The organism is Klebsiella sp. Q2 (assembly GCF_009900705.1).
In the GTDB taxonomy this organism is placed as follows: domain Bacteria; phylum Pseudomonadota; class Gammaproteobacteria; order Enterobacterales; family Enterobacteriaceae; genus Klebsiella; species Klebsiella quasipneumoniae.
On record NZ_JAAABE010000001.1, the window covers coordinates 1,034,240 to 1,053,517 of the forward strand.

At 55.3% G+C, this 19,278-nt stretch carries 21 protein-coding genes; 14 read left to right on the plus strand and 7 right to left on the minus strand.

What is annotated here, in order from left to right; genetic code table 11:
• Positions 1 to 127: 127 nt before the first annotated feature.
• The 5 genes from dacA to lipA all read left to right on the plus strand — a co-directional run bounded on the left by dacA (position 128) and on the right by lipA (position 4,688).
• Entirely contained in the window at positions 128 to 1,327 is a 1,200-nt protein-coding gene (gene dacA, locus GT756_RS05135) for a D-alanyl-D-alanine carboxypeptidase DacA (protein WP_002894539.1), read from the plus strand.
• Positions 1,328 to 1,439: 112 nt separating this feature from the next.
• Positions 1,440 to 1,703, plus strand: a complete 264-nt coding sequence (ybeD, locus tag GT756_RS05140; protein WP_002894474.1) for a DUF493 family protein YbeD — start codon at positions 1,440 to 1,442, stop codon at positions 1,701 to 1,703.
• Between the two features lie 104 nt (positions 1,704 to 1,807).
• Positions 1,808 to 2,452, plus strand: a complete 645-nt coding sequence (lipB, locus tag GT756_RS05145) for a lipoyl(octanoyl) transferase LipB (RefSeq protein ID WP_004885871.1) — start codon at positions 1,808 to 1,810, stop codon at positions 2,450 to 2,452.
• A gap of 130 nt (positions 2,453 to 2,582) precedes the next feature.
• Entirely contained in the window at positions 2,583 to 3,542 is a 960-nt protein-coding gene (locus GT756_RS05150; protein ID WP_017899088.1) for a YbeF family transcriptional regulator, read from the plus strand.
• Between the two features lie 180 nt (positions 3,543 to 3,722).
• Positions 3,723 to 4,688: a lipoyl synthase gene (gene lipA / locus GT756_RS05155; protein ID WP_004885864.1), complete on the plus strand. Its 966-nt coding sequence runs from the start codon at positions 3,723 to 3,725 to the stop codon at positions 4,686 to 4,688.
• A gap of 180 nt (positions 4,689 to 4,868) precedes the next feature.
• Here lipA and tatE read toward each other — a convergent pair whose 3' ends face one another.
• Complete coding sequence (gene tatE / locus GT756_RS05160) at positions 4,869 to 5,075, minus strand: twin-arginine translocase subunit TatE (RefSeq protein ID WP_004885862.1); 207 nt, start codon at positions 5,073 to 5,075, stop codon at positions 4,869 to 4,871.
• A gap of 242 nt (positions 5,076 to 5,317) precedes the next feature.
• On the minus strand, positions 5,318 to 6,106 hold the full coding sequence (locus GT756_RS05165) for a deaminated glutathione amidase (RefSeq protein WP_064190108.1): 789 nt from the start codon (positions 6,104 to 6,106) through the stop codon (positions 5,318 to 5,320).
• 89 nt (positions 6,107 to 6,195) lie between these two features.
• Between GT756_RS05165 and crcB the strand changes: the two genes are divergently transcribed.
• A complete protein-coding gene (crcB, locus tag GT756_RS05170; RefSeq protein ID WP_002894459.1) occupies positions 6,196 to 6,579 on the plus strand; it encodes a fluoride efflux transporter CrcB in 384 nt (127 codons plus the stop codon).
• 67 nt (positions 6,580 to 6,646) lie between these two features.
• Here crcB and cspE read toward each other — a convergent pair whose 3' ends face one another.
• Both cspE and pagP read right to left on the minus strand, forming a co-directional pair.
• Positions 6,647 to 6,856: a transcription antiterminator/RNA stability regulator CspE gene (gene cspE, locus GT756_RS05175; RefSeq protein WP_002439184.1), complete on the minus strand. Its 210-nt coding sequence runs from the start codon at positions 6,854 to 6,856 to the stop codon at positions 6,647 to 6,649.
• Between the two features lie 194 nt (positions 6,857 to 7,050).
• Positions 7,051 to 7,569, minus strand: a complete 519-nt coding sequence (gene pagP / locus GT756_RS05180; RefSeq protein WP_004885852.1) for a lipid IV(A) palmitoyltransferase PagP — start codon at positions 7,567 to 7,569, stop codon at positions 7,051 to 7,053.
• 337 nt (positions 7,570 to 7,906) lie between these two features.
• Between pagP and dcuC the strand changes: the two genes are divergently transcribed.
• From dcuC to uspG, 4 genes are all read left to right on the plus strand, one after another.
• Entirely contained in the window at positions 7,907 to 9,280 is a 1,374-nt protein-coding gene (dcuC, locus tag GT756_RS05185; RefSeq protein ID WP_004885851.1) for an anaerobic C4-dicarboxylate transporter DcuC, read from the plus strand.
• 92 nt (positions 9,281 to 9,372) lie between these two features.
• On the plus strand, positions 9,373 to 10,170 hold the full coding sequence (gene rna, locus GT756_RS05190; RefSeq protein ID WP_064794473.1) for a ribonuclease I: 798 nt from the start codon (positions 9,373 to 9,375) through the stop codon (positions 10,168 to 10,170).
• A gap of 179 nt (positions 10,171 to 10,349) precedes the next feature.
• Entirely contained in the window at positions 10,350 to 10,760 is a 411-nt protein-coding gene (gene rnk / locus GT756_RS05195; RefSeq protein ID WP_004885849.1) for a nucleoside diphosphate kinase regulator, read from the plus strand.
• Between the two features lie 188 nt (positions 10,761 to 10,948).
• Positions 10,949 to 11,377, plus strand: a complete 429-nt coding sequence (uspG, locus tag GT756_RS05200; protein WP_002894401.1) for a universal stress protein UspG — start codon at positions 10,949 to 10,951, stop codon at positions 11,375 to 11,377.
• A 77-nt stretch (positions 11,378 to 11,454) separates the two neighbouring features.
• Here the strand turns inward: uspG and ahpF are convergent, their stop codons facing one another.
• Together ahpF and ahpC are read right to left on the minus strand one after the other, a co-directional pair.
• Positions 11,455 to 13,020, minus strand: coding sequence for an alkyl hydroperoxide reductase subunit F (ahpF, locus tag GT756_RS05205; RefSeq protein WP_017899084.1), 1,566 nt, complete (start codon positions 13,018 to 13,020; stop codon positions 11,455 to 11,457).
• 242 nt (positions 13,021 to 13,262) lie between these two features.
• Positions 13,263 to 13,826: an alkyl hydroperoxide reductase subunit C gene (gene ahpC / locus GT756_RS05210; RefSeq protein ID WP_002894394.1), complete on the minus strand. Its 564-nt coding sequence runs from the start codon at positions 13,824 to 13,826 to the stop codon at positions 13,263 to 13,265.
• A 410-nt stretch (positions 13,827 to 14,236) separates the two neighbouring features.
• Between ahpC and dsbG the strand changes: the two genes are divergently transcribed.
• From dsbG to GT756_RS05230, 4 genes are all read left to right on the plus strand, one after another.
• The gene (gene dsbG, locus GT756_RS05215; RefSeq protein WP_004885845.1) at positions 14,237 to 14,986 is read left to right on the plus strand and encodes a thiol:disulfide interchange protein DsbG; all 750 of its coding nucleotides are present in this window, start codon (positions 14,237 to 14,239) and stop codon (positions 14,984 to 14,986) included.
• Positions 14,987 to 15,165: 179 nt separating this feature from the next.
• A complete protein-coding gene (locus GT756_RS05220) occupies positions 15,166 to 16,098 on the plus strand; it encodes a LysR family transcriptional regulator (RefSeq protein WP_004885842.1) in 933 nt (310 codons plus the stop codon).
• Positions 16,099 to 16,211: 113 nt separating this feature from the next.
• Positions 16,212 to 17,435, plus strand: coding sequence for a phosphoadenosine phosphosulfate reductase (locus GT756_RS05225; RefSeq protein WP_017899082.1), 1,224 nt, complete (start codon positions 16,212 to 16,214; stop codon positions 17,433 to 17,435).
• Positions 17,420 to 18,046 carry a ParB/RepB/Spo0J family partition protein gene (locus tag GT756_RS05230; protein WP_004885834.1) on the plus strand — a complete coding sequence of 209 codons (627 nt, stop codon included), beginning with the start codon at positions 17,420 to 17,422 and terminating at the stop codon, positions 18,044 to 18,046. The genes GT756_RS05225 and GT756_RS05230 overlap by 16 nt, the downstream gene beginning before the upstream one ends.
• On the opposite strand, the gene GT756_RS05235 is transcribed toward GT756_RS05230, so the two are convergent.
• Complete coding sequence (locus GT756_RS05235) at positions 18,047 to 19,192, minus strand: pyridoxal phosphate-dependent aminotransferase (protein ID WP_170921476.1); 1,146 nt, start codon at positions 19,190 to 19,192, stop codon at positions 18,047 to 18,049. It lies immediately after the preceding gene.
• Positions 19,193 to 19,278: the final 86 nt, after the last annotated feature.

Genomic DNA, 19,278 nt, shown 5'->3' on the forward strand with positions numbered 1-19,278 from the left:
GCCCGTTCACCTTGCGCATGTAAAAGTCATTAACAAACTCATGCGCAATGTCGGATGCTGGCCCGCAGAGCATTTGCTATAGTAAGGCACTTTTTTTAACTCCATCACGGATGCCGTTGTTCTGACCATGAAGACCTCTTTCACCGCTCGTTTACTCATCACGGCGCTCTCCGTTGCAGCGCTCTCCTCCGCTGCCCGCGCCGATGACCTGAATATCAAAACGATGATCCCAGGCGCCCCGCAGATTGACGCCGAATCCTGGATCCTTATCGATTACAATTCTGGCAAGGTGCTGGCTGAAAACAACGCCGACTCCCGCCGCGACCCGGCCAGTCTGACCAAAATGATGACCAGCTATGTTATTGGTCAGGCGATGAAAGCGGGCAAATTCAAAGAGTCCGATCTGGTCACCGTCGGCAACGACGCCTGGGCCACCGGCAACCCGGTATTCAAAGGCTCTTCCCTGATGTTCCTCAAACCGGGGATGCAGGTGCCGGTTTCCCAGCTGATCCGCGGTATCAACCTGCAGTCCGGTAACGATGCCTGCGTGGCGATGGCCGACTATGTCGCCGGCAGCCAGGATGCCTTCGTCAGCCTGATGAACAACTACGTCAACGCCCTCGGCCTGAAAAACACCCATTTCCAGACCGTTCACGGCCTCGACGCTGACGGCCAGTACAGCTCGGCGCGCGACATGGCGCTGATTGGCCAGGCGCTGATCCGCGATGTGCCGAACGAATACTCGATCTATCGTGAGAAAGAGTTCACTTTCAACGGCATCCGCCAGCTGAACCGTAATGGCCTGCTGTGGGATAACAGCCTGAACGTCGACGGCATCAAAACCGGCCACACCGACAAAGCAGGCTACAACCTCGTCGCTTCCGCCACCGAAGGCCAGATGCGTCTGATCTCGGCGGTAATGGGCGGCCGGACGTTCAAGGGGCGTGAGTCGGAAAGCAAAAAACTACTGACCTGGGGCTTCCGCTTCTTCGAAACCGTCAACCCGATTAAAGCCGGCAAAGAGTTTGCATCCGAACCAGCCTGGTTCGGCGACAGCGATCGCGCTTCGCTGGGGGTGGATAAAGACGTCTACCTGACCATCCCGCGCGGCCGGATGAAAGATCTGAAAGCCAGCTACGTGCTGAATAACACTGAGCTGCATGCCCCGCTGCAGAAAAACCAGGTCGTCGGCACCATTAACTTCCAGCTGGATGGTAAAACCATTGACCAGCGCCCGCTGGTGGTGCTGCAGGAAATTCCGGAAGGTAATTTCTTCGGTAAAATTATTGATTACATTAAATTAATGTTCCACCACTGGTTTGGTTAAAAATCGAACGCTTGAAAGTGTGATTTCCATCCCCATATACTATTCATCCAAGTAACCTGATAACTCCCGCCCTTGGTGGGAGTTATTATTTTGTCGTAACACCGGAGCTGACATGAAAACCAAACTTAACGAACTGCTTGAATTCCCTACGCCATTTACTTACAAAGTAATGGGGCAGGCGTTGCCTGAGCTGGTTGATCAGGTGGTGGAAGTGGTACAGCGCCATGCGCCTGGTGATTACTCGCCGTCAGTAAAACCGAGCAGCAAAGGTAACTATCACTCGGTCTCCATCACCATCAACGCCACCCACATTGAACAAGTGGAAACGCTGTACGAAGAGTTAGGCAATATCGATATCGTTCGGATGGTGCTGTAACCCTTTCCCTGACCCGGCCGCCGTGCCGGGTCTTCTCATTCCCTTTCACACGGCTGTGATATACTCCCCGACCTGAATTCTCTCTTCCCGGCGGAGATGTTGTTTTGCAGCACAATAAAATTCTAATCCGGCAGCTTGGCCTGCAACCTTACGAACCCGTCTCGCAGGCGATGCATGAATTTACCGACGCCCGTGATGAAGATACCCTCGATGAGATCTGGCTGGTAGAACATCACCCGGTCTTCACCCAGGGTCAGGCCGGCAAAGCGGAACACCTGCTGGTGCCCGGTGATATTCCGGTGATCCAAAGCGATCGCGGCGGCCAGGTAACCTATCACGGCCCGGGACAGCAGGTAATGTACGTCCTGTTGAACCTCAAGCGCCGCAAGCTGGGGGTGCGTGAACTGGTGACGCTGCTGGAGCAAACGGTCGTCAATACCCTTACCGAATATGGGATTGAGTCGCACCCCCGCGCCGATGCCCCTGGCGTCTACGTCGGCGATCGCAAAATCTGCTCTCTGGGATTGCGGATCCGTAAAGGCTGCTCTTTCCACGGCCTGGCGCTCAATATCGCGATGGATCTGACGCCGTTTCTGCGTATCAACCCCTGCGGCTATGCCGGTATGGAGATGACGCAAATGCGCCAGTGGCTACCGGAAGCCACCCCGGAGACTGTCGCTCCGCGGCTGGTCGCCAATCTGCTGGCGCTGTTGAACCATCCCCCGCACGAATACCTGCCTCAGGGTTAAGCGGCAGATCAGCGCCCCGCTGACGGCGGGGGGCTGAACAAGTAACACATTATTTTTGCAATCAATTGTCACGCACGGCAACGCCGCGGGCCGCTATACTTGGCCTATCATTCCCAACCGGACTCATCGCGTGCCAGAGAATACGCCGCCGTCAGAATCTCCTGACAGACAGGACGAACGTTACGACCGTCAGATGTTTCGCATCCTGCGTAATATTGACCTCAATCTGTTGACCATCTTCGAAGCCGTGTATGTACACAAAGGTATCGTCAATGCCGCGAAGATACTCAATATCACGCCGTCGGCCATTAGCCAGTCAATTAACAAACTGCGGGCGCTGTTCCCCGATCCGCTGTTTATCCGCAAAGGCCAGGGCGTGACGCCCACCGCCTATGCCACCCACCTTCACCAGTACATCAGCCGCGGTATGGAGGCTTTCCTTAGCGCGCTGGATATCACCGGCAGCCCGGACCAGCAGCGGGTGATCACTATCGCCACTACGCCAGCTATGGGGGCGCTGCTGATGCCTTGCCTGGCCAGCGCGCTGAAGCCGGCCTTTCCGCAGATCCTGCTGCACAACATCGCCCTTACCGACGCCGCGCGGCAGCTCGACCAGCGCCAGGTGGATCTGTTAATCGACACCCATCTGCACAGCGGTCAGGCGCTAAGCCATCACGTGCTGTATCAGGATCGGGTGCAGATGTACTGCCGCGCTGGGCATCCTGCGCTGGACGGTCCACAAGATGAATCCGCCCTCGCGCAATACGAGTTTGCGCTGCTGCTGCCTGAAGGCCAGCGCTACCCTACGCTGCATCGTCGACTGCAGGAGGAGATGGGCGAGCGCCGCTGCGGTTTCAGCACCTTCAACCTGCTGACCCAGGCGGCAATGATCGCCGAGAGCGATATGCTGGGGCTAACCACCGAGCGCCTGTTCGCCATGGTATCCCGTCTCTGGCCGCTGCAAACCCTGGATGTTCCCTCCCTGCGGGAAGAACAGATTGATGTTGCGCTGCATTTCAATAAGCAGAGCGGGAAAGAGCCATTGCTGAAAGAGATCATTGAGACCGTGATCCAGGCGTTTAAGGCGTAGCGCACGGAAGGGAAAAGGATAAAACAACAACTATTTTACAATTTGCCGGGCAGGCAGGCTGCTTTCTGCCCCTTTTCAATGGTATACTGCCTGCTCTTGATTCAAAAATAGTTGATAATTGCAACATTTCATTGAATTAATTCGCTTTCCTTCGTGACTCGCAACTGGAACACGCACGCTATGAGTAAACCCATTGTGATGGAACGCGGTGTTAAGTACCGCGACGCCGATAAAATGGCCCTTATCCCGGTGAAGAACGTGGCAACTGAGCGTGAAGCTCTGCTCAGAAAACCGGAATGGATGAAAATCAAACTTCCGGCAGACTCGTCCCGTATCCAGGGAATCAAAGCAGCGATGCGTAAGAACGGCCTGCACTCCGTATGCGAAGAGGCCTCCTGCCCGAACCTTGCAGAATGCTTCAACCACGGTACCGCGACCTTTATGATCCTCGGCGCGATCTGTACCCGCCGTTGCCCATTCTGCGACGTCGCGCATGGCCGCCCGGTCGCGCCAGATGCGAACGAGCCACAGAAGCTGGCGCAAACTATCGCCGATATGGGGCTGCGCTACGTGGTGGTCACCTCGGTGGACCGTGACGACCTGCGCGATGGCGGCGCACAGCATTTTGCCGACTGCATCAGCGCCATTCGCGAGAAAAACCCGACGATTAAAATCGAAACGCTGGTCCCGGATTTCCGCGGCCGCATGGATCGCGCCCTGGAGATTCTGACGGTGACCCCGCCGGACGTCTTCAACCACAACCTCGAAAACGTACCGCGCCTCTATCGTCAGGTGCGTCCGGGCGCGGATTACAACTGGTCGCTGAAGCTGCTGGAGCGTTTTAAAGAAGCGCACCCGGAGATCCCGACAAAATCCGGCCTGATGGTGGGCTTGGGCGAAACCAACGACGAGATCATCGAAGTCATGCGCGACCTGCGCCGTCATGGCGTCACCATGCTGACGTTAGGCCAGTATCTGCAGCCGAGCCGTCACCACCTGCCAGTGCAGCGTTACGTTAGCCCGGAAGAGTTTGAAGAGATGAAAGCAGAAGCCATGGCGATGGGCTTCACCCACGCCGCCTGCGGCCCCTTCGTTCGCTCTTCCTATCATGCCGACCTGCAGGCTAAAGGGATGGAAGTTAAATAACCTGCCGCTTCTCCCGCTGCGTCACTTCCCGGCGCAGCGGCGCTCTCCGCTTCGCCTTCCCGTAACAATTAGTTGCATCTTTCCTGAGCGGCGTCGATAAAAACGACAAAGGCCGCAACGTAAACGTCGCGGCCTCTTCGCCGAACCTTCCGCATCCCGCCAGGGGACGCAGCCGGAGAATTACTCTTTATGAGAGAGCTTCTGCGCCGGTACTTCGTCTTCAGCGGTGGTTTTCTTCGCGCTATCGTCATCTTCGTTCATGGCCTTTTTAAAGCCCTTGATAGCCGAACCCAGGTCGCCGCCCAGCGTACGTAATTTCTTGGTACCAAACACTAAGATAATCAGTGCTGCAACTACCAGCAGTTTGGTAATACTAATCTCACCCATAGCTAACCTTCTTCTCTATACAAGCTGCGAATACGCCATCATACACGTATTTATCCGTCATATTGTAATCCACCTGTGCGCGGGCCGCGTGATTCAGCCCGAGGCCTCCCCTCCGGGAGTGAGCGCTGGGGTGTCCGTCCTGACGTGCACAGCGAATTATTGGGATAAACAATACGGGTATTTGGCGCGCGGACACAATAGCAATCTGTAACAAGGTGAATCAAGCCTTGTTTAAAAAAACGTCACAATAATTGCGGTGGCGCAAACCGTCGGTTCTGCAGCACCGGCAAACGCTCGCGAACCCGCGTAAGGTAGTCTGCGGAAATATCGGCATAGATCAGCTGCGGCTCGCTCCCCGCGCCCGCCACGGTGGTCCCCAGCGGATCGATGATGCGGCTCTGCCCGATGTTACGCGTCCCGCATTCGCCTGCCGCCACGACGTAGCAGGTCGTGTCCAGCGCGCGCGCTGCCAGCAGCGTCGCCCAGTGATGCTCTTTTTGCGGCCCTTTCACCCATGCGGTGGGCAGCACCAGCAGCTGCGCACCGTTCAGCGCCAGCGACAGCGCCAGTTCCGGAAAACGCAGATCGTAACAGGTCATCAGGCCAACGCGAAATCCCGCCACGTCAATCACCGGGGGAATTTGCCGGCCGGGATCCACCCGCCGGGACTCCTGCATTGCGAAGGCGTCGTATAAATGAAGTTTGTGATAATGGGCAATGATTTTCCCTTCACGCAATACCACCAGCGTGTTGGTTGCTCTTCCCTCCCCCGACGGCACATGCAGCGTCAGGATCGTCGTCAGGCCGTTACGCGCGCTCTCGGCCTGCAGCAGCTGCAAAAACGCCCCATCCAGCGTTTGGGCCGATTTCACCGACAGATCCGGGTCGTTGTCATCACGTGCCAGCAACGCCTCCGGCAGCACCAGCAGCGCCGCCCCTTCACGCGCCGCCTGCTGCATCATCGCCACACAAGTGTGCGCATTCGTCTGCCATACTGGCGTGACGATAAACTGCCCTGCCGCTACCCGCATGTTTTTCTCCCGTCAGGTTATGAATAGCCAATTGCGCCCGTTGCGCGCTACACTTGACACTCTCTTACATCAAATAGCAGGAAACGACCGTGTTTCAACTTCTTTGCGCCGTTTTTATTGGCGGCGGCACCGGCAGCGTTTTGCGCTGGTGGCTCGGCATGAAGCTTAATCCTGTGCACCATGCTATCCCTATTGGAACGCTGACCGCCAACCTGTTAGGCGCCTTTGTGATCGGCGCCGGGCTGGCGTGGTTTAATCGACTGACCGGCATTGACCCGATGTGGAAGCTACTGATCACCACGGGTTTCTGCGGCGGGTTGACCACCTTTTCCACCTTCTCTGCGGAAGTGGTGTTTCTTCTGCAGCAGGGGCGAGTGAGCTGGGCGCTCCTCAACGTTGCGGTGAACTTGCTGGGTTCGTTTGCCATGACGGCTGTCGCCTTCTGGCTCTTCTCGCAGGCCGCCAGCCGCTAAAGGCGTAATCAACAGGCAAAAAAAAACCCGCTGTTTAGCGGGTTTTTATATTCTACTGACGCGTTGCTTACAGAGCGATTACGTTTGCAGCAGAAGGGCCTTTGGCACCGTTAGTGATTTCGAACTCTACGCGCTGACCTTCAGCCAGAGTTTTGAAACCGTTGGACTGGATTGCAGAGAAGTGTACGAATACATCTTTGCTGCCATCTTCCGGAGTAATGAAACCGAATCCTTTGGACTCATTAAACCACTTAACGTTACCTTTAATCTTAGACATCAAAATTACCTTTATATGAAAAATCGACACTAATGCTGTGTCGGGTATCAGTACACCAATTGTGGTACCTTTTGTCCAGTGCAACTTTGCTAAAAAGTGATAAAAGTCGCTATCTTTTTTAGTGGGTAACGCTTTAGTCCTTGTTTTTCCACAAGACGCGTCACTTATCTCATTTATTGCTAAGACTTAGCGAATTAAAACTGTATGCGAGCCCAGGCGAAGTAAACGTTACCGTTATTGTAGGTGCCGGGAATGTAGGTCATCTGGAACGTTGCCGGACCGTAACCTATTGACGCTAATGGCAAGATCACCGGAATCGGAATGTAGTTCCAGTTATCGCGCGCCGTCACCCCAAGGGTATAGCCGAGACCGAGGCGGAAGTTCTGATCCGTCAGCGGGCGCCAGGTTTTCTCCCAGCCGTAGCCGCCAATGGGCTCCCACTTATTGAAAGAGTCTTTAAACGCCATCAGGTACAGGCCGTGCCAGTTCCCTTTCTCATCCCAGCGGGAGACGCCGAAACCGGCCCCCCACGGACGTTCGTTATACTTATCCGTCTTTTCCTTATCGTAGGCAAAGCGCGCGTGCCAGGTGATGGCTGGAACGTACAGATCATAGTGCTCTGGCTCGTTCCAGGTCTGCGCAACGTTATTACTTAAGGTATGGTAACCTTCGCTAAGGGTCGATGAAAACGACGCGCTGGCGTTTCCGGACACCAATAACCATCCTAAAAAACCAAGAGAAAACAATGAAAAACGACGTAACATCAACACTTTTCTATTACCACTTTCATTTAAAAGCCACCTAAAATAGCAAAGATAGTCTCAATACAGGTTGAACGAAATAAGGCAAACTCCTGATTTTCTCCCGCTGACCATCAGAACCACTTAACTATCCATCTGGTGATTATATCCAGGCGTAACGGGGACGCGTAGTTCTTGTCGCTTTATTGATTTGCATCAGCGAGTTTCGTCCGTTTTTTCGGCACATTCGCACATTAAAATTTGGTGTGACGCTTTTTCACTACATATTCTTTGGGCTTAGGGGTAATAAATGCTGACGTTTATTGAGATCCTGATCGGGATCGTGGTCATTGTGGGCGTCGCCCGCTATATCATCAAAGGCTACTCGGCCACCGGGGTGCTGTTCGTCGGGGGCTTAATCTTATTGATCGTCAGCGCCCTGCTGGGACATAAAGTCTTACCAGGCAATACCGCGGGCACCGGTTACTCCGCCACTGACATTATTGAATACATTAAGATTCTCCTCATGAGCCGTGGCGGCGATCTGGGTATGATGATCATGATGCTGTGCGGCTTTGCCACTTATATGACTCATATTGGCGCCAATGATATGGTGGTGAAATTAGCCTCAAAGCCATTGCGCTATATCAATTCGCCCTATCTGCTGATGATTGCCGCCTACTTTGTCGCCTGCCTGATGTCACTGGCCGTCTCCTCCGCGACCGGCCTCGGCGTGCTGCTGATGGCGACCCTGTTCCCGGTGATGGTAAACGTCGGTATCAGCCGCGGGGCGGCGGCGGCCATCTGCGCCTCGCCGGCGGCGATTATCCTTTCGCCCACCTCGGGCGACGTCGTGCTGGCGGCCAAAGCGGCCGAAATGCCGCTGATCGACTTTGCCTTTAAGACCACGCTGCCGATCTCCATCGCCGCTATCATCTGCATGGCGATCGCCCACTTCTTCTGGCAGCGCTACCTGGATAAAAAAGAGAACATTTCCCACGAAATGCTCGACGTCAACGAGATCACCACCAACGCTCCGGCGCTGTACGCCATCCTGCCGTTTACGCCGATTATTGGCGTGCTGATCTTCGATGGCAAATGGGGACCGGAACTGCACATTATTACCATCCTCGTCGGCTGCATGCTGCTGGCGGCGATCCTCGAATTCCTGCGCGGGTTCAACACCAAAAACGTCTTCAGCGGACTGGAAGTCGCCTACCGCGGGATGGCTGACGCCTTCGCCGGCGTGGTGATGCTGCTGGTCGCCGCCGGCGTTTTTGCTCAGGGATTAAGCACCATCGGCTTCATCAATGGTCTGATCTCCATCGCTACCTCCTTCGGCTCGGCCAGTATTATTCTGATGCTGGTGCTGGTGATCCTGACCATGCTGGCGGCGATGACCACCGGCTCCGGCAATGCCCCGTTCTACGCCTTTGTCGAGATGATCCCCAAGCTGGCGCACTCCTCCGGCATCAATCCGGCCTATCTGTCGATCCCGATGCTGCAGGCTTCAAACCTTGGCCGCACAATATCGCCAGTCTCTGGCGTGGTGGTGGCCGTCGCCGGGATGGCGAAGATTTCCCCGTTCGAAGTGGTCAAACGCACCTCGGTGCCGGTGATGGTTGGCCTGCTGGTGGTGATCGTCGCGACCGAGCTCCTCGTCCCCGGCAGCGCGGTCCACTAATGGTCTAACCACGTGAAAAGGCGCCAGCAGGCGCCTTTTTTATGCTTTAATAACTCCCCGTTATCTTTTGCCATCCACAATCAGGAATAAACATGTTCAGGAAGGAATTCGCCGCGCTTGCCCTTGTGCTTACCGCCACTCAGGCCGGCGCTGAACCGCTCACCGCGACGCGATACGCTGATTTTGACCGCTATGTCCTGGCCCTCTCCTGGCAAACCGGATTCTGTCAGAGCATGTATGACCGTAACCGCAATGAACCGGAAGAGTGTCGCCTGCAGCAGGAAACCGCGAATAAAGCCGATTTTCTGACCGTGCATGGCCTGTGGCCCGGGCTGCCAAAGTCCATTGCCGCGCGCGGAGTGGATGAACGACGCTGGATGCGCTACGGCTGCGCCACGCGCCCGGTGCCCGACATGCCGGAGGTGAAAGCGAACCGCAAATGTCAGGCGGCGGAGACCGGGTTGTCGCTGGAGATGGCCAACAAACTGAATAGCGTGATGCCGGGCGCGGGCGGCACCTCCTGCCTCGAACGTTACGAATACGCCAAACATGGCGTCTGCTTCGGCTTCGATCCCGACAGCTATTTTGGCGCCATGGTGCGCCTGAATGGAGAAATTAAGCGCAGCCCGGTGGGCGATTTCCTTGCCAAACACTATGGCCAAACCGTTAGCCGCGCCGACTTCGACGCCGCTGTGGCCCGCGCCTGGGGTCCGCAGAGCGTGAAGGCGTTTAAATTAACCTGTAACGGTAATCCGGCCTATTTGACCGAGATGCAAATCTCGCTCAACGCCGCGACCATCAATGCCCCGCTGGCCACTTCCGCCTTTTTGCCTCAGCCTCACCCAGGTAACTGCGGCGCGCAGTTTATCCTCGATAAGGTTGGCCACTAGCGCGACGCCGCGTGCTGACCAGAAAACGTCGTTCGCCGGGGGGGCGTTGCGCGCTGATTGTGCGTTTCATCACTTCAAACTGCCGGCAACTCTCAGTATGATGGGAGAACCTTAACCCTTGCCTTTTTCGGCGAGGGTTTTCTTTTACGGACAGGTTCCTGGATAACATGGAGTATGCAATGACCAGACCCGCAATCATCATTAACGAACTGGATGCCGAACGTATCGACAGGCTGCTGGAGCAGCCAGCTTTCGCCAGCTCGCCGGTTGCCGATGCCCTGAACGACGAGCTCGACCGCGCGCAAATGCTGGCGCCGGAAGCGATGCCGCACGATGTCGTCACCATGAACAGTACGGTTAAATTCCGCGATTTAACCAGCGGCGAAGAGCGCGTGCGGACGCTGGTGTTTCCGTCGCAGGTGACCGACAGCGCCAGCCAGCTCTCGGTCCTCGCGCCGGTGGGCGCCGCTCTGCTCGGCCTCAAGGTCGGCAGCACCATTCACTGGGAGCTGCCGGGCGGGGCGTCGACGCACCTGGAAGTGCTGGCGCTGCTGTACCAGCCGGAAGCCGCTGGCGAATTCCACCGCTAATCTCCGCTGCCTGAGGCGTATCGCGCTTTATTCAGAGGATGTCCACACATCCTCTTTCTGCTGTCTTGCCCCCCGCTAACCTTTTTTTACGCTTTGCGCCTGCCTGACTGACAGTTTTGCGACCTGAATGACACAATATCCGCATATAATATGTTGATATAGACGCAAACGAACAAGGAGGATTGCATATGTATAAGACTATCATTATGCCGGTTGATGTCTTTGAGATGGCGCTGAGCGATAAAGCCGTCCGGCACGCGGAGTTTCTGGCCCAGCAGGACGGGGTGATCCATCTGCTCCACGTATTACCCGGTTCAGCGAGCTTCACCATGAGCCGGTTTACCGCCGACCTGCGGCGTTTTGAGGAGCATCTGCAGCATGAGGCGGAAACCCGCCTGCAGACCATGGTCAGCCATTTCAGCATTGACCCCTCACGTATCAAGCTGCATGTGCGTTTCGGCAGCGTGCGCGACATGGTCAACGAACTGGCCAGTGAAATAAACGCCGACGTGGTGGTGATTGGCTCACGCAATCCCTCCATCAGTACCCACCTGTTGGGATCCAACGCCTCGAGCGTCATCCGTCATGCCCATATCCCGGTGATGGTCGTCAGGTAAGGGTGAGGAAAAAGAGCATAAAAAAAGAGGCTACCCCAGGGTAGCCTCTTGGTTATGCAGGTCTATTGTCTGACTTGTTATGCGGTTTTCGTGCGGATCAGGTAGTCAAAGGCGCTCAGCGACGCTTTCGCCCCCTCCCCTGCCGCGATAATAATCTGCTTGTACGGCACAGTAGTGCAGTCACCGGCGGCGAATACGCCTTTGACGTTGGTTTCGCACTTCGCATCGATGATGATCTCACCCATACGGTTACGCTCAACCGCGCCTTCCAGCCAGGTGGTGTTAGGCAGCAGGCCGATCTGCACGAAAATCCCCGCCAGCGCGACATGATGCTCATCGCCGCTCACCCGGTCACGGTACTGCAGACCGGTGACCTTACTGCCGTCGCCTTTCACTTCCGTAGTCTGCGCATTGAGAATGATATCGACATTCTTCAGACTGCGGACTTTATCCTGCAGCACCTGGTCGGCCTTCATCTCCGGTGCGAATTCCAGCAGGGTCACGTGCTCCACGACGCCCGCCAGGTCGATAGCCGCTTCCACGCCGGAGTTACCGCCGCCAATTACCGCCACGCGTTTGCCCTTAAACAGCGGACCGTCGCAGTGTGGGCAGTAGGTTACGCCTTTGGTGCGATACTGATCTTCGCCAGGCACGTTCATATTGCGCCATTTCGCCCCGGTGGCGATGATGACGCTGCGCGCCTTCAGCACCGCGCCGGAGGCAGTTTCGATCTGGTGCAGGCCGCCCTCTGTCGCCGCCGGCGTCAGTTTGGTCGCGCTCTGGGAGTCGATCACATCGACGTTATAGTCGCTAACGTGCGCTTTCAGGGCCCCGGCCAGCTTCTGGCCTTCGGTTTTCGGCACCGAAATGTAGTTTTCGATATCCACGGTATCCAGCACCTGGCCGCCGAAGCGTTCGCCCATCAGGCCGGTACGAATCCCTTTACGCGCAGAGTAAACCGCGGCCGCCGCGCCGGACGGGCCGGAACCGACGATCAGCACATCGTAAGCGTCACGCTGATTCAGCTCTTCCGCTGCGCGTTTTTCCGCACCGGTGTCCACTTTGGCGACGATTTCCGTCAGCGTCATCCGTCCCTGACCAAACTCCTGGCCGTTCATGAACACCGCCGGCACGCCCATCACGTTGCGCTCGGTGATCTCATTCTGGAACGTCCCGCCGTCAATCGCCGTATGTTTGATACGCGGGTTGAGCACCGCCATCAGGTTCAGCGCCTGGACTACGTCCGGGCAGTTATGGCAGGAGAGCGAGTAGTAGGTTTCAAACTCAAAGTCGCCATCGATATCGCGGATCTGCTCCAGCAGAGACTGGGCCTCTTTCGACGGATGACCGCCGGTCCACAGCAGCGCCAGCACCAGCGAGGTAAACTCGTGGCCCAGCGGGGAGCCCGCAAAGCGTGGGCCCTGGTCGGAACCTGGGTTAGTAATCAGGAACGATGGCTTGCGTACCGCCAGCGTGTTGTCTTCTTTAAAGGTGACTTTGTCTGACAGTTCAGCAATTTCAGCCAGCAGTTCCCTGATTTCTGCCGATTTAGCGCTGTCATCCAGCGTGGCAATCAGCTCAACAGGCTTAGTCAGCTTCTCAAGATAGGCCTTGAGCTGGGTTTTCATGTTGGTGTCGAGCATTGTTATCTCCTGGGCTTAAAACATCATCATGCAAGCGGCCTTGTCAGGCTGCCTGAATGCGCTTGCATCATGGTGTTGGAATAAAATGGGCGCCAAAGCGCCCTGATAATCTACGCAATTTCCTAAGCATTTCGCGCCAGAGCAAGGCGGCTAGCCTGAGAATCCCCGGGAGCTTACACCTGTAAGTGACCGGGGTGAGCAGGCAACGCCAACGCCGCTATAGCGTGAAAGGCGACGGAAATTTAGATTTTACCGACCAGGTCCAGAGATGGAGCCAGCGTCGCTTCGCCTTCTTTCCATTTCGCCGGGCACACTTCGCCTGGGTGGGAAGCAACATACTGCGCCGCTTTGATTTTACGCAGCAGGTCAGACGCATCACGGCCGATACCTTCAGCGGTAACTTCGATTGCCTGGATGATACCCTGCGGGTCAACCACGAAGGTGGCGCGGTCAGCCAGACCTTCATCTTCACGCATGTTGTCGAAGTTACGGGTCAGGGCGCCAGTCGGGTCGCCAATCATCGCGTATTTGATTTTCGCGATGGTTTCAGAGCTGCTGTGCCACGCTTTGTGGGTGAAGTGGGTATCGGTAGAAACAGAGTAAACGTCTACGCCCAGCTTCTGCAGTTCTTCGTAATGGTCAGCCACGTCGCCCAGTTCGGTCGGGCAGACGAAGGTGAAGTCAGCCGGATAGAAGAAGAAGACGCTCCAGCGGCCTTCGGTGTCTTTCTCGGTGACTTCGATGAATTCACCATTTTTGAATGCCTGATTTTTGAACGGTTTGATTTTGGTGTTAATTAAGGACATCTATACTTCCTCCGTGTTTTCGTTGAGGTCTAAGTTAACGAATTTTTCCTGACCCGACCAATGCGTTTACATTATCGAATCAATAAGCGTTATCTAACAACCGGAACAAGACAACTTTGTGAACCTGGCGACGCGTTCAGCGCTGTTCGCTGTTTTTCGCATCATTTGCCGCGACAAAAGTAAAAAGGCCACCTTTTCAGGCGGCCCCGTTACCTGAAATACCCGAAGGTAGGTTCAGCGCCAGTCAGACTGGCTATGTGTTGCGCTCTACATTACCTTAATGTAACAGCATCCAAGATTACATCACCCACGCCAGGAAAGGGCAATCCGTCGTTCTGCTGATCCTGCCTATAACTGTAATAGGTTTGGCAATCTTTCTTCCTTTCCTGCTGATTTTACAAGGAATACTCATGTTAAAACGTCTGCTGTTGCTCAGCCTTTTGCCTTTTTGCAGCTATGCGGAAGAACTACCCGCCCCGGTAAAAGCTATTGAAAAACAAGGCATTACTATCATCAAACCCTTTGACGCGCCGGGGGGAATGAAAGGCTGGCTGGGTAAATACCAGGATATGGGCGTCGCCATCTACCTCACGCCAGACGGCAAACATGCCATTTCCGGCTATATGTATGACGAGAACGGCAACAACCTCAGCGAGCAGTTGTTTCAAAAAGAGCTCTACACGCCGGCGGGACAAGAGATGTGGAAGAAGATGGCCAGCGCCCACTGGCTGCAGGATGGCAACAAAGACGCCCCCATCGTGCTATATGTCTTTGCCGATCCCTTCTGCCCTTACTGCAAACAGTTCTGGCAGCAGTCCCGTCCCTGGGTAGACGCCGGTAAAGTGCAGATCCGCACCCTGCTGGTGGGCGTGATCAAGCCGGAGAGCCCGGTCACTGCCGCAGCGATTCTCGCCAGTAAAGATCCGGCGAAAACCTGGCACGATTACGAGCAATCGAACGGCAAAATGGCCCTGACGATACCGAAGGCTATCCCGCCCGAGAAAATGAAAATGCTCAACGTCAATCAGCAGCTGATGGACGATCTGGGGGCCAACGTCACGCCAGCCATTTATTATATGAATAAGGACAATATGCTGCAGCAGGTGGTCGGCCTGCCGGATAAAGAGAAGCTACAAATTATGATGGGTGAAAAGAAATAATCTTATTGTGGAGTGGCGCCAGACAACAACCACCGCTGGCGCCGCTATCGACAATAAGATATATTAAGCAAAGCTTAATATTACTGGCCAAAAATAAATTCACACCACGCATATTAAGCCATTCAACATTCTTATTATGAATATTTCAATTCGCACTGATAATACACAGGACTGCATTAATGGCAAATCTTTACGACCTGAAAAAGTTCGATTTAAACCTATTGGTTATTTTTGAGTGTATATATCAACATTTAAGCATCAGCAAAGCGGCGGCGACGTTATTTATCACCCCGTCGGCGGTGAGTCAGTCATTGCAGCGTCTGCGCCAACAATTAAATGATCCGCTATTTGTTCGGGTCGGGAAAGGCATGACGCCCACCACCGCCTCCGTCAATCTTCATTATCATCTGCAACAAAACCTTGAACAACTGGAAAAAACAATCAATCTCAATAAACGCACCGAACTGCGAAAGCGTATTGTGATATATGGCCCGCCGCTGTTCTGTTCAGTAAACAGCCATTTTATGATTAACCAGCTCTGTCATCAGGCTAATTTACAGATTGAGCACCATAACCTGACCACCACGGAATCGGCGGAGGAGTTGCTGGCGTATCGCCAGGCGGATCTGGTATTCACCCGAATGCCCATCAACAACCGCGCTACTATTTGTCAGCCCTATAAGACGGTGCAGACGCTGGCGTTGTGCCGGAGGGACCATCCGCGGCGTGAGGAACTCACATCGGTTGAAGCGCTGGCGCAGGAGTTTTTTACCCACTACATCACCAACGATCCCGTGATTCAGCGCGTTCAGCAGAGCAGCATGCCGTGGCTGAACCCGAACAATATCGCCTTTCGCAGTGACTCGTTTATGACCATTCTTAATATGATCAGTAAAACCGACTTAATTGGCTTCGTTCCTTCCTATTTATTTGATTTTATTTCACCCACTATGCAGCTTCACGTCATTAATATAGACAATCTCTTCCCGGATATCACAATATACATTAACCACCATCATTCATCTTCGCAGAATCATTTCTTATCTGAATTAATCAGCATTCTAATGGATGATAGAGTAGCATCACAACCACAAATTAATAACAATGGATAACATATCCACTATTTACCCCATATTGTCCGAATAAAAAAACGACCATTAAACTCCCGGCCCTCATCGTTTATACTGACCAAATGGGAATATCTCGTATTAAAGGATTAATGGTCATGTCGTTTATTAAATATCCCTTACCGGAGTCGGTACTGCAGGCGACGGAACAGCGGATCCAATGGGTTCTGGATAATTTTTCACGCGTTTGCGTCTCTTTCTCTGGCGGAAAAGACTCCACCGTTATGCTGCATTTAACCGCGCAGGCAGCTCGGTTACAGGGTAAGAAAATCAGCGTACTGTTTATTGACTGGGAAGCACAGTTCTCTTGCACCATCGCCCACTGTGAAAAACTGCGCGCCCTGTATCAGGATGTCATCGACACCTTTTACTGGGTCGCCCTGCCGCTCACTACCCAAAATGCCCTGACGCAGTATAAGCCGCAATGGCAATGCTGGGAGCCCGGAACCCGCTGGGTCCGCCAGCCGCCGCCAGGGGCGATCGCCCACCCGGATTATTTCCCCTTCTACCAACCCGGAATGAGCTTTGAGGCTTTCGTCAGCCATTTTGCCGAGTGGTTTTCCCAGCGGCGGCCCGCCGCCGTGCTGGTGGGCATTCGGGCTGATGAGTCGCTGAATCGCTTTATGACCATCTCTTCCCAGCGCAAACAACGCTTCGCTGACGATAAACCGTGGACCACCTCGGCGCCGGGGGGACACGCCTGGTACATCTACCCGCTCTATGACTGGAAAACCGCCGATATCTGGACCTGGTTTGCCAGAAGCGGCCAGCCCTATAACCCGCTGTACGATCTGATGTATCAGGCCGGGGTGCCGCTGCGCTACATGCGCATCTGCGAACCCTTCGGTCCGGAGCAGCGCCAGGGGCTGTGGCTGTACCATGTGCTGGAGCCGGAACGCTGGGCCGCGATGTGTCAGCGGGTCAGCGGCGCGCACAGCGGCGGCGTCTATGCCGGGCATGACAATCAGTTCTACGGTCACCGAAAAATCGACAAACCCGACCATTTGACATGGAAAAGCTATGCTCTTTTCCTGCTCGACAGCATGCCGGAAACCACCGCCGAGCACTATCGCAATAAAATCGCCGTCTACCTGCGCTGGTATCAGAAAAAAGGGATGGAAGATATTCCCGACACCCAGCCCGGGGACATTGGCACAAAGGATATCCCCTCCTGGCGACGAGTCTGCAAAGTGCTGCTCAATAACGACTACTGGTGCCGTCAGCTCTCGTTCAGTCCGACCAAAAGCAGTCACTATCAGCGCTACCGAAAACGTATGGAAAAACATCGTCAACAATGGGGGATATTATGCAACAACAACTAACGCAGGCGCTGGACGCTTTCCTGCAAACGCTGGATGATGAAGCGCGCATCGAGGCTATCAACGCGTTTCGCCATGTGCTCCACCAGCGCAGCCCCTTCCGCTCCCAGCCGGTTGACTGCGTGCTGTGGGTCAAACAGGAGCAAGTCGCCCCCAATGACTACAATCCGAACAACGTGGCGCCGCCGGAAAAACGTCTGCTGCAGACCTCGCTGGAAGCCGATGGCTTTACCCAGCCGGTGGTGGTCATCCGCCAGGGTCCGCAGGCGTATACCATTGTCGATGGTTTTCACCGTCATGAACTGGCCTGCAGCAAAGCGTCATTGAAAAATGCCCTGCATGGCTATCTGCCGGTGACCTGTCTGCCGAATGAAACCGCCTCCCGCGATGGGCTGATGGCGGCAACCATACGCCACAACCGGGCGCGGGGACGTCACCAAATCCACGCCATGTCGGAGATTGTGCGCGAGCTGACCCGGCTCGGCTGGACACCGCAAAAGATCGGCAAAGAGTTGGGGATGGATGCCGATGAGGTACTGCGTCTGAAGCAAATCAGCGGCCTGACGGAAATGTTCGCCGGCCGCCAGTTCTCTCAGGCATGGACCATTAAATAACTATAGCTGGCACAAACGCGCCGCCGCGGCCAGCAGGGTCTCCGGTTGTTTAGCGAAGCACAAACGGATCAGCTTGTGCGGGAACGGGTCGGCGCAGAAGACGGAGAGCGGGATCGCCGCCACCCCAACCTCTGTCGTCAGCCAGCGGCAGAAGCTCACGTCGTCAAGATCGGAGAGGGCGCTGTAGTCCGCCAGCAGGAAGTAGGTGCCTTCACAGGGCAGGAGTTCCAGCCGGCTGGGGCGCAGCGCCTCAATAAACAGATCGCGGCGTTCACGATAAAACGCCGGCAGCTCGAGATAGTGCTCTGGCGCCTCGCGCAGCATATCGGCGATCGCCAGCTGCGCCGGGGTATTCACCGAGAAGGTCAGATACTGATGAACCTTACGCAACTCCGCGCTGATGGCCGCCGGGGCCACGCAGTAGCCAACCTTCCAGCCGGTCATATGAAAGGTTTTGCCAAACGAAGAGACTGCCACCGCCCGCTCGCGCAGCTGCGGATGCGCCAGCACGCTGGCGTGGCCGTCTTCGGCAAAGTTGATATGCTCATAGACCTCGTCGCTGAGAACATAGATCTCACGTTCGGCTATCGCCTGCCACAGGGCGGCAAAATCCTCGCGTTGCCAGACCGTGGCCGAGGGGTTGTGCGGGGTATTGAGGATCACCAGCCGGGTTTTGTCGCTCAGCGTCGCGGCAAACTGCTGCCAGTCGACGCGAAAATGCGGCGGCTGGAGCGCAATACGGTGTAATTCGCCGCCGGCCAGCGCCACCGCGGGGGCATAGCTGTCGTAGCTGGGATCGAAACAGACCACCTCATCCCCACGGCGCACCAGGGCGGTGATCGCCGCGTACAGGGCCTCCGTCGCCCCGGCGGTGACCGTGATATCGCTGTTGACGTCGGGTCGATATCCATACAGCTCCGCCGTCTTGTCAGCGATCGCCTCGCGCAGCGCCGGCACGCCGGTCATCGGGGCATACTGGTTCGCCCCCTGCGCCACGTGGTACGCCAGACGCTCCTGAAGATAGCGCGGGCCGTCAAAATCGGGAAAGCCCTGAGACAGGTTGATGGCCTGATGCTGCTGGGCCAGGGCGCTCATCTGGGTAAAAATGGTGGTACCGAGCGCCGGGAGTTTACTCTCTGGAATCAACGGGTTATTGCTCATTCTTGTTTTACCGATTGTAATGCTGTTGTTGAAGCCACTATAACACGATGTTAATATTTGGCAATCAAGAC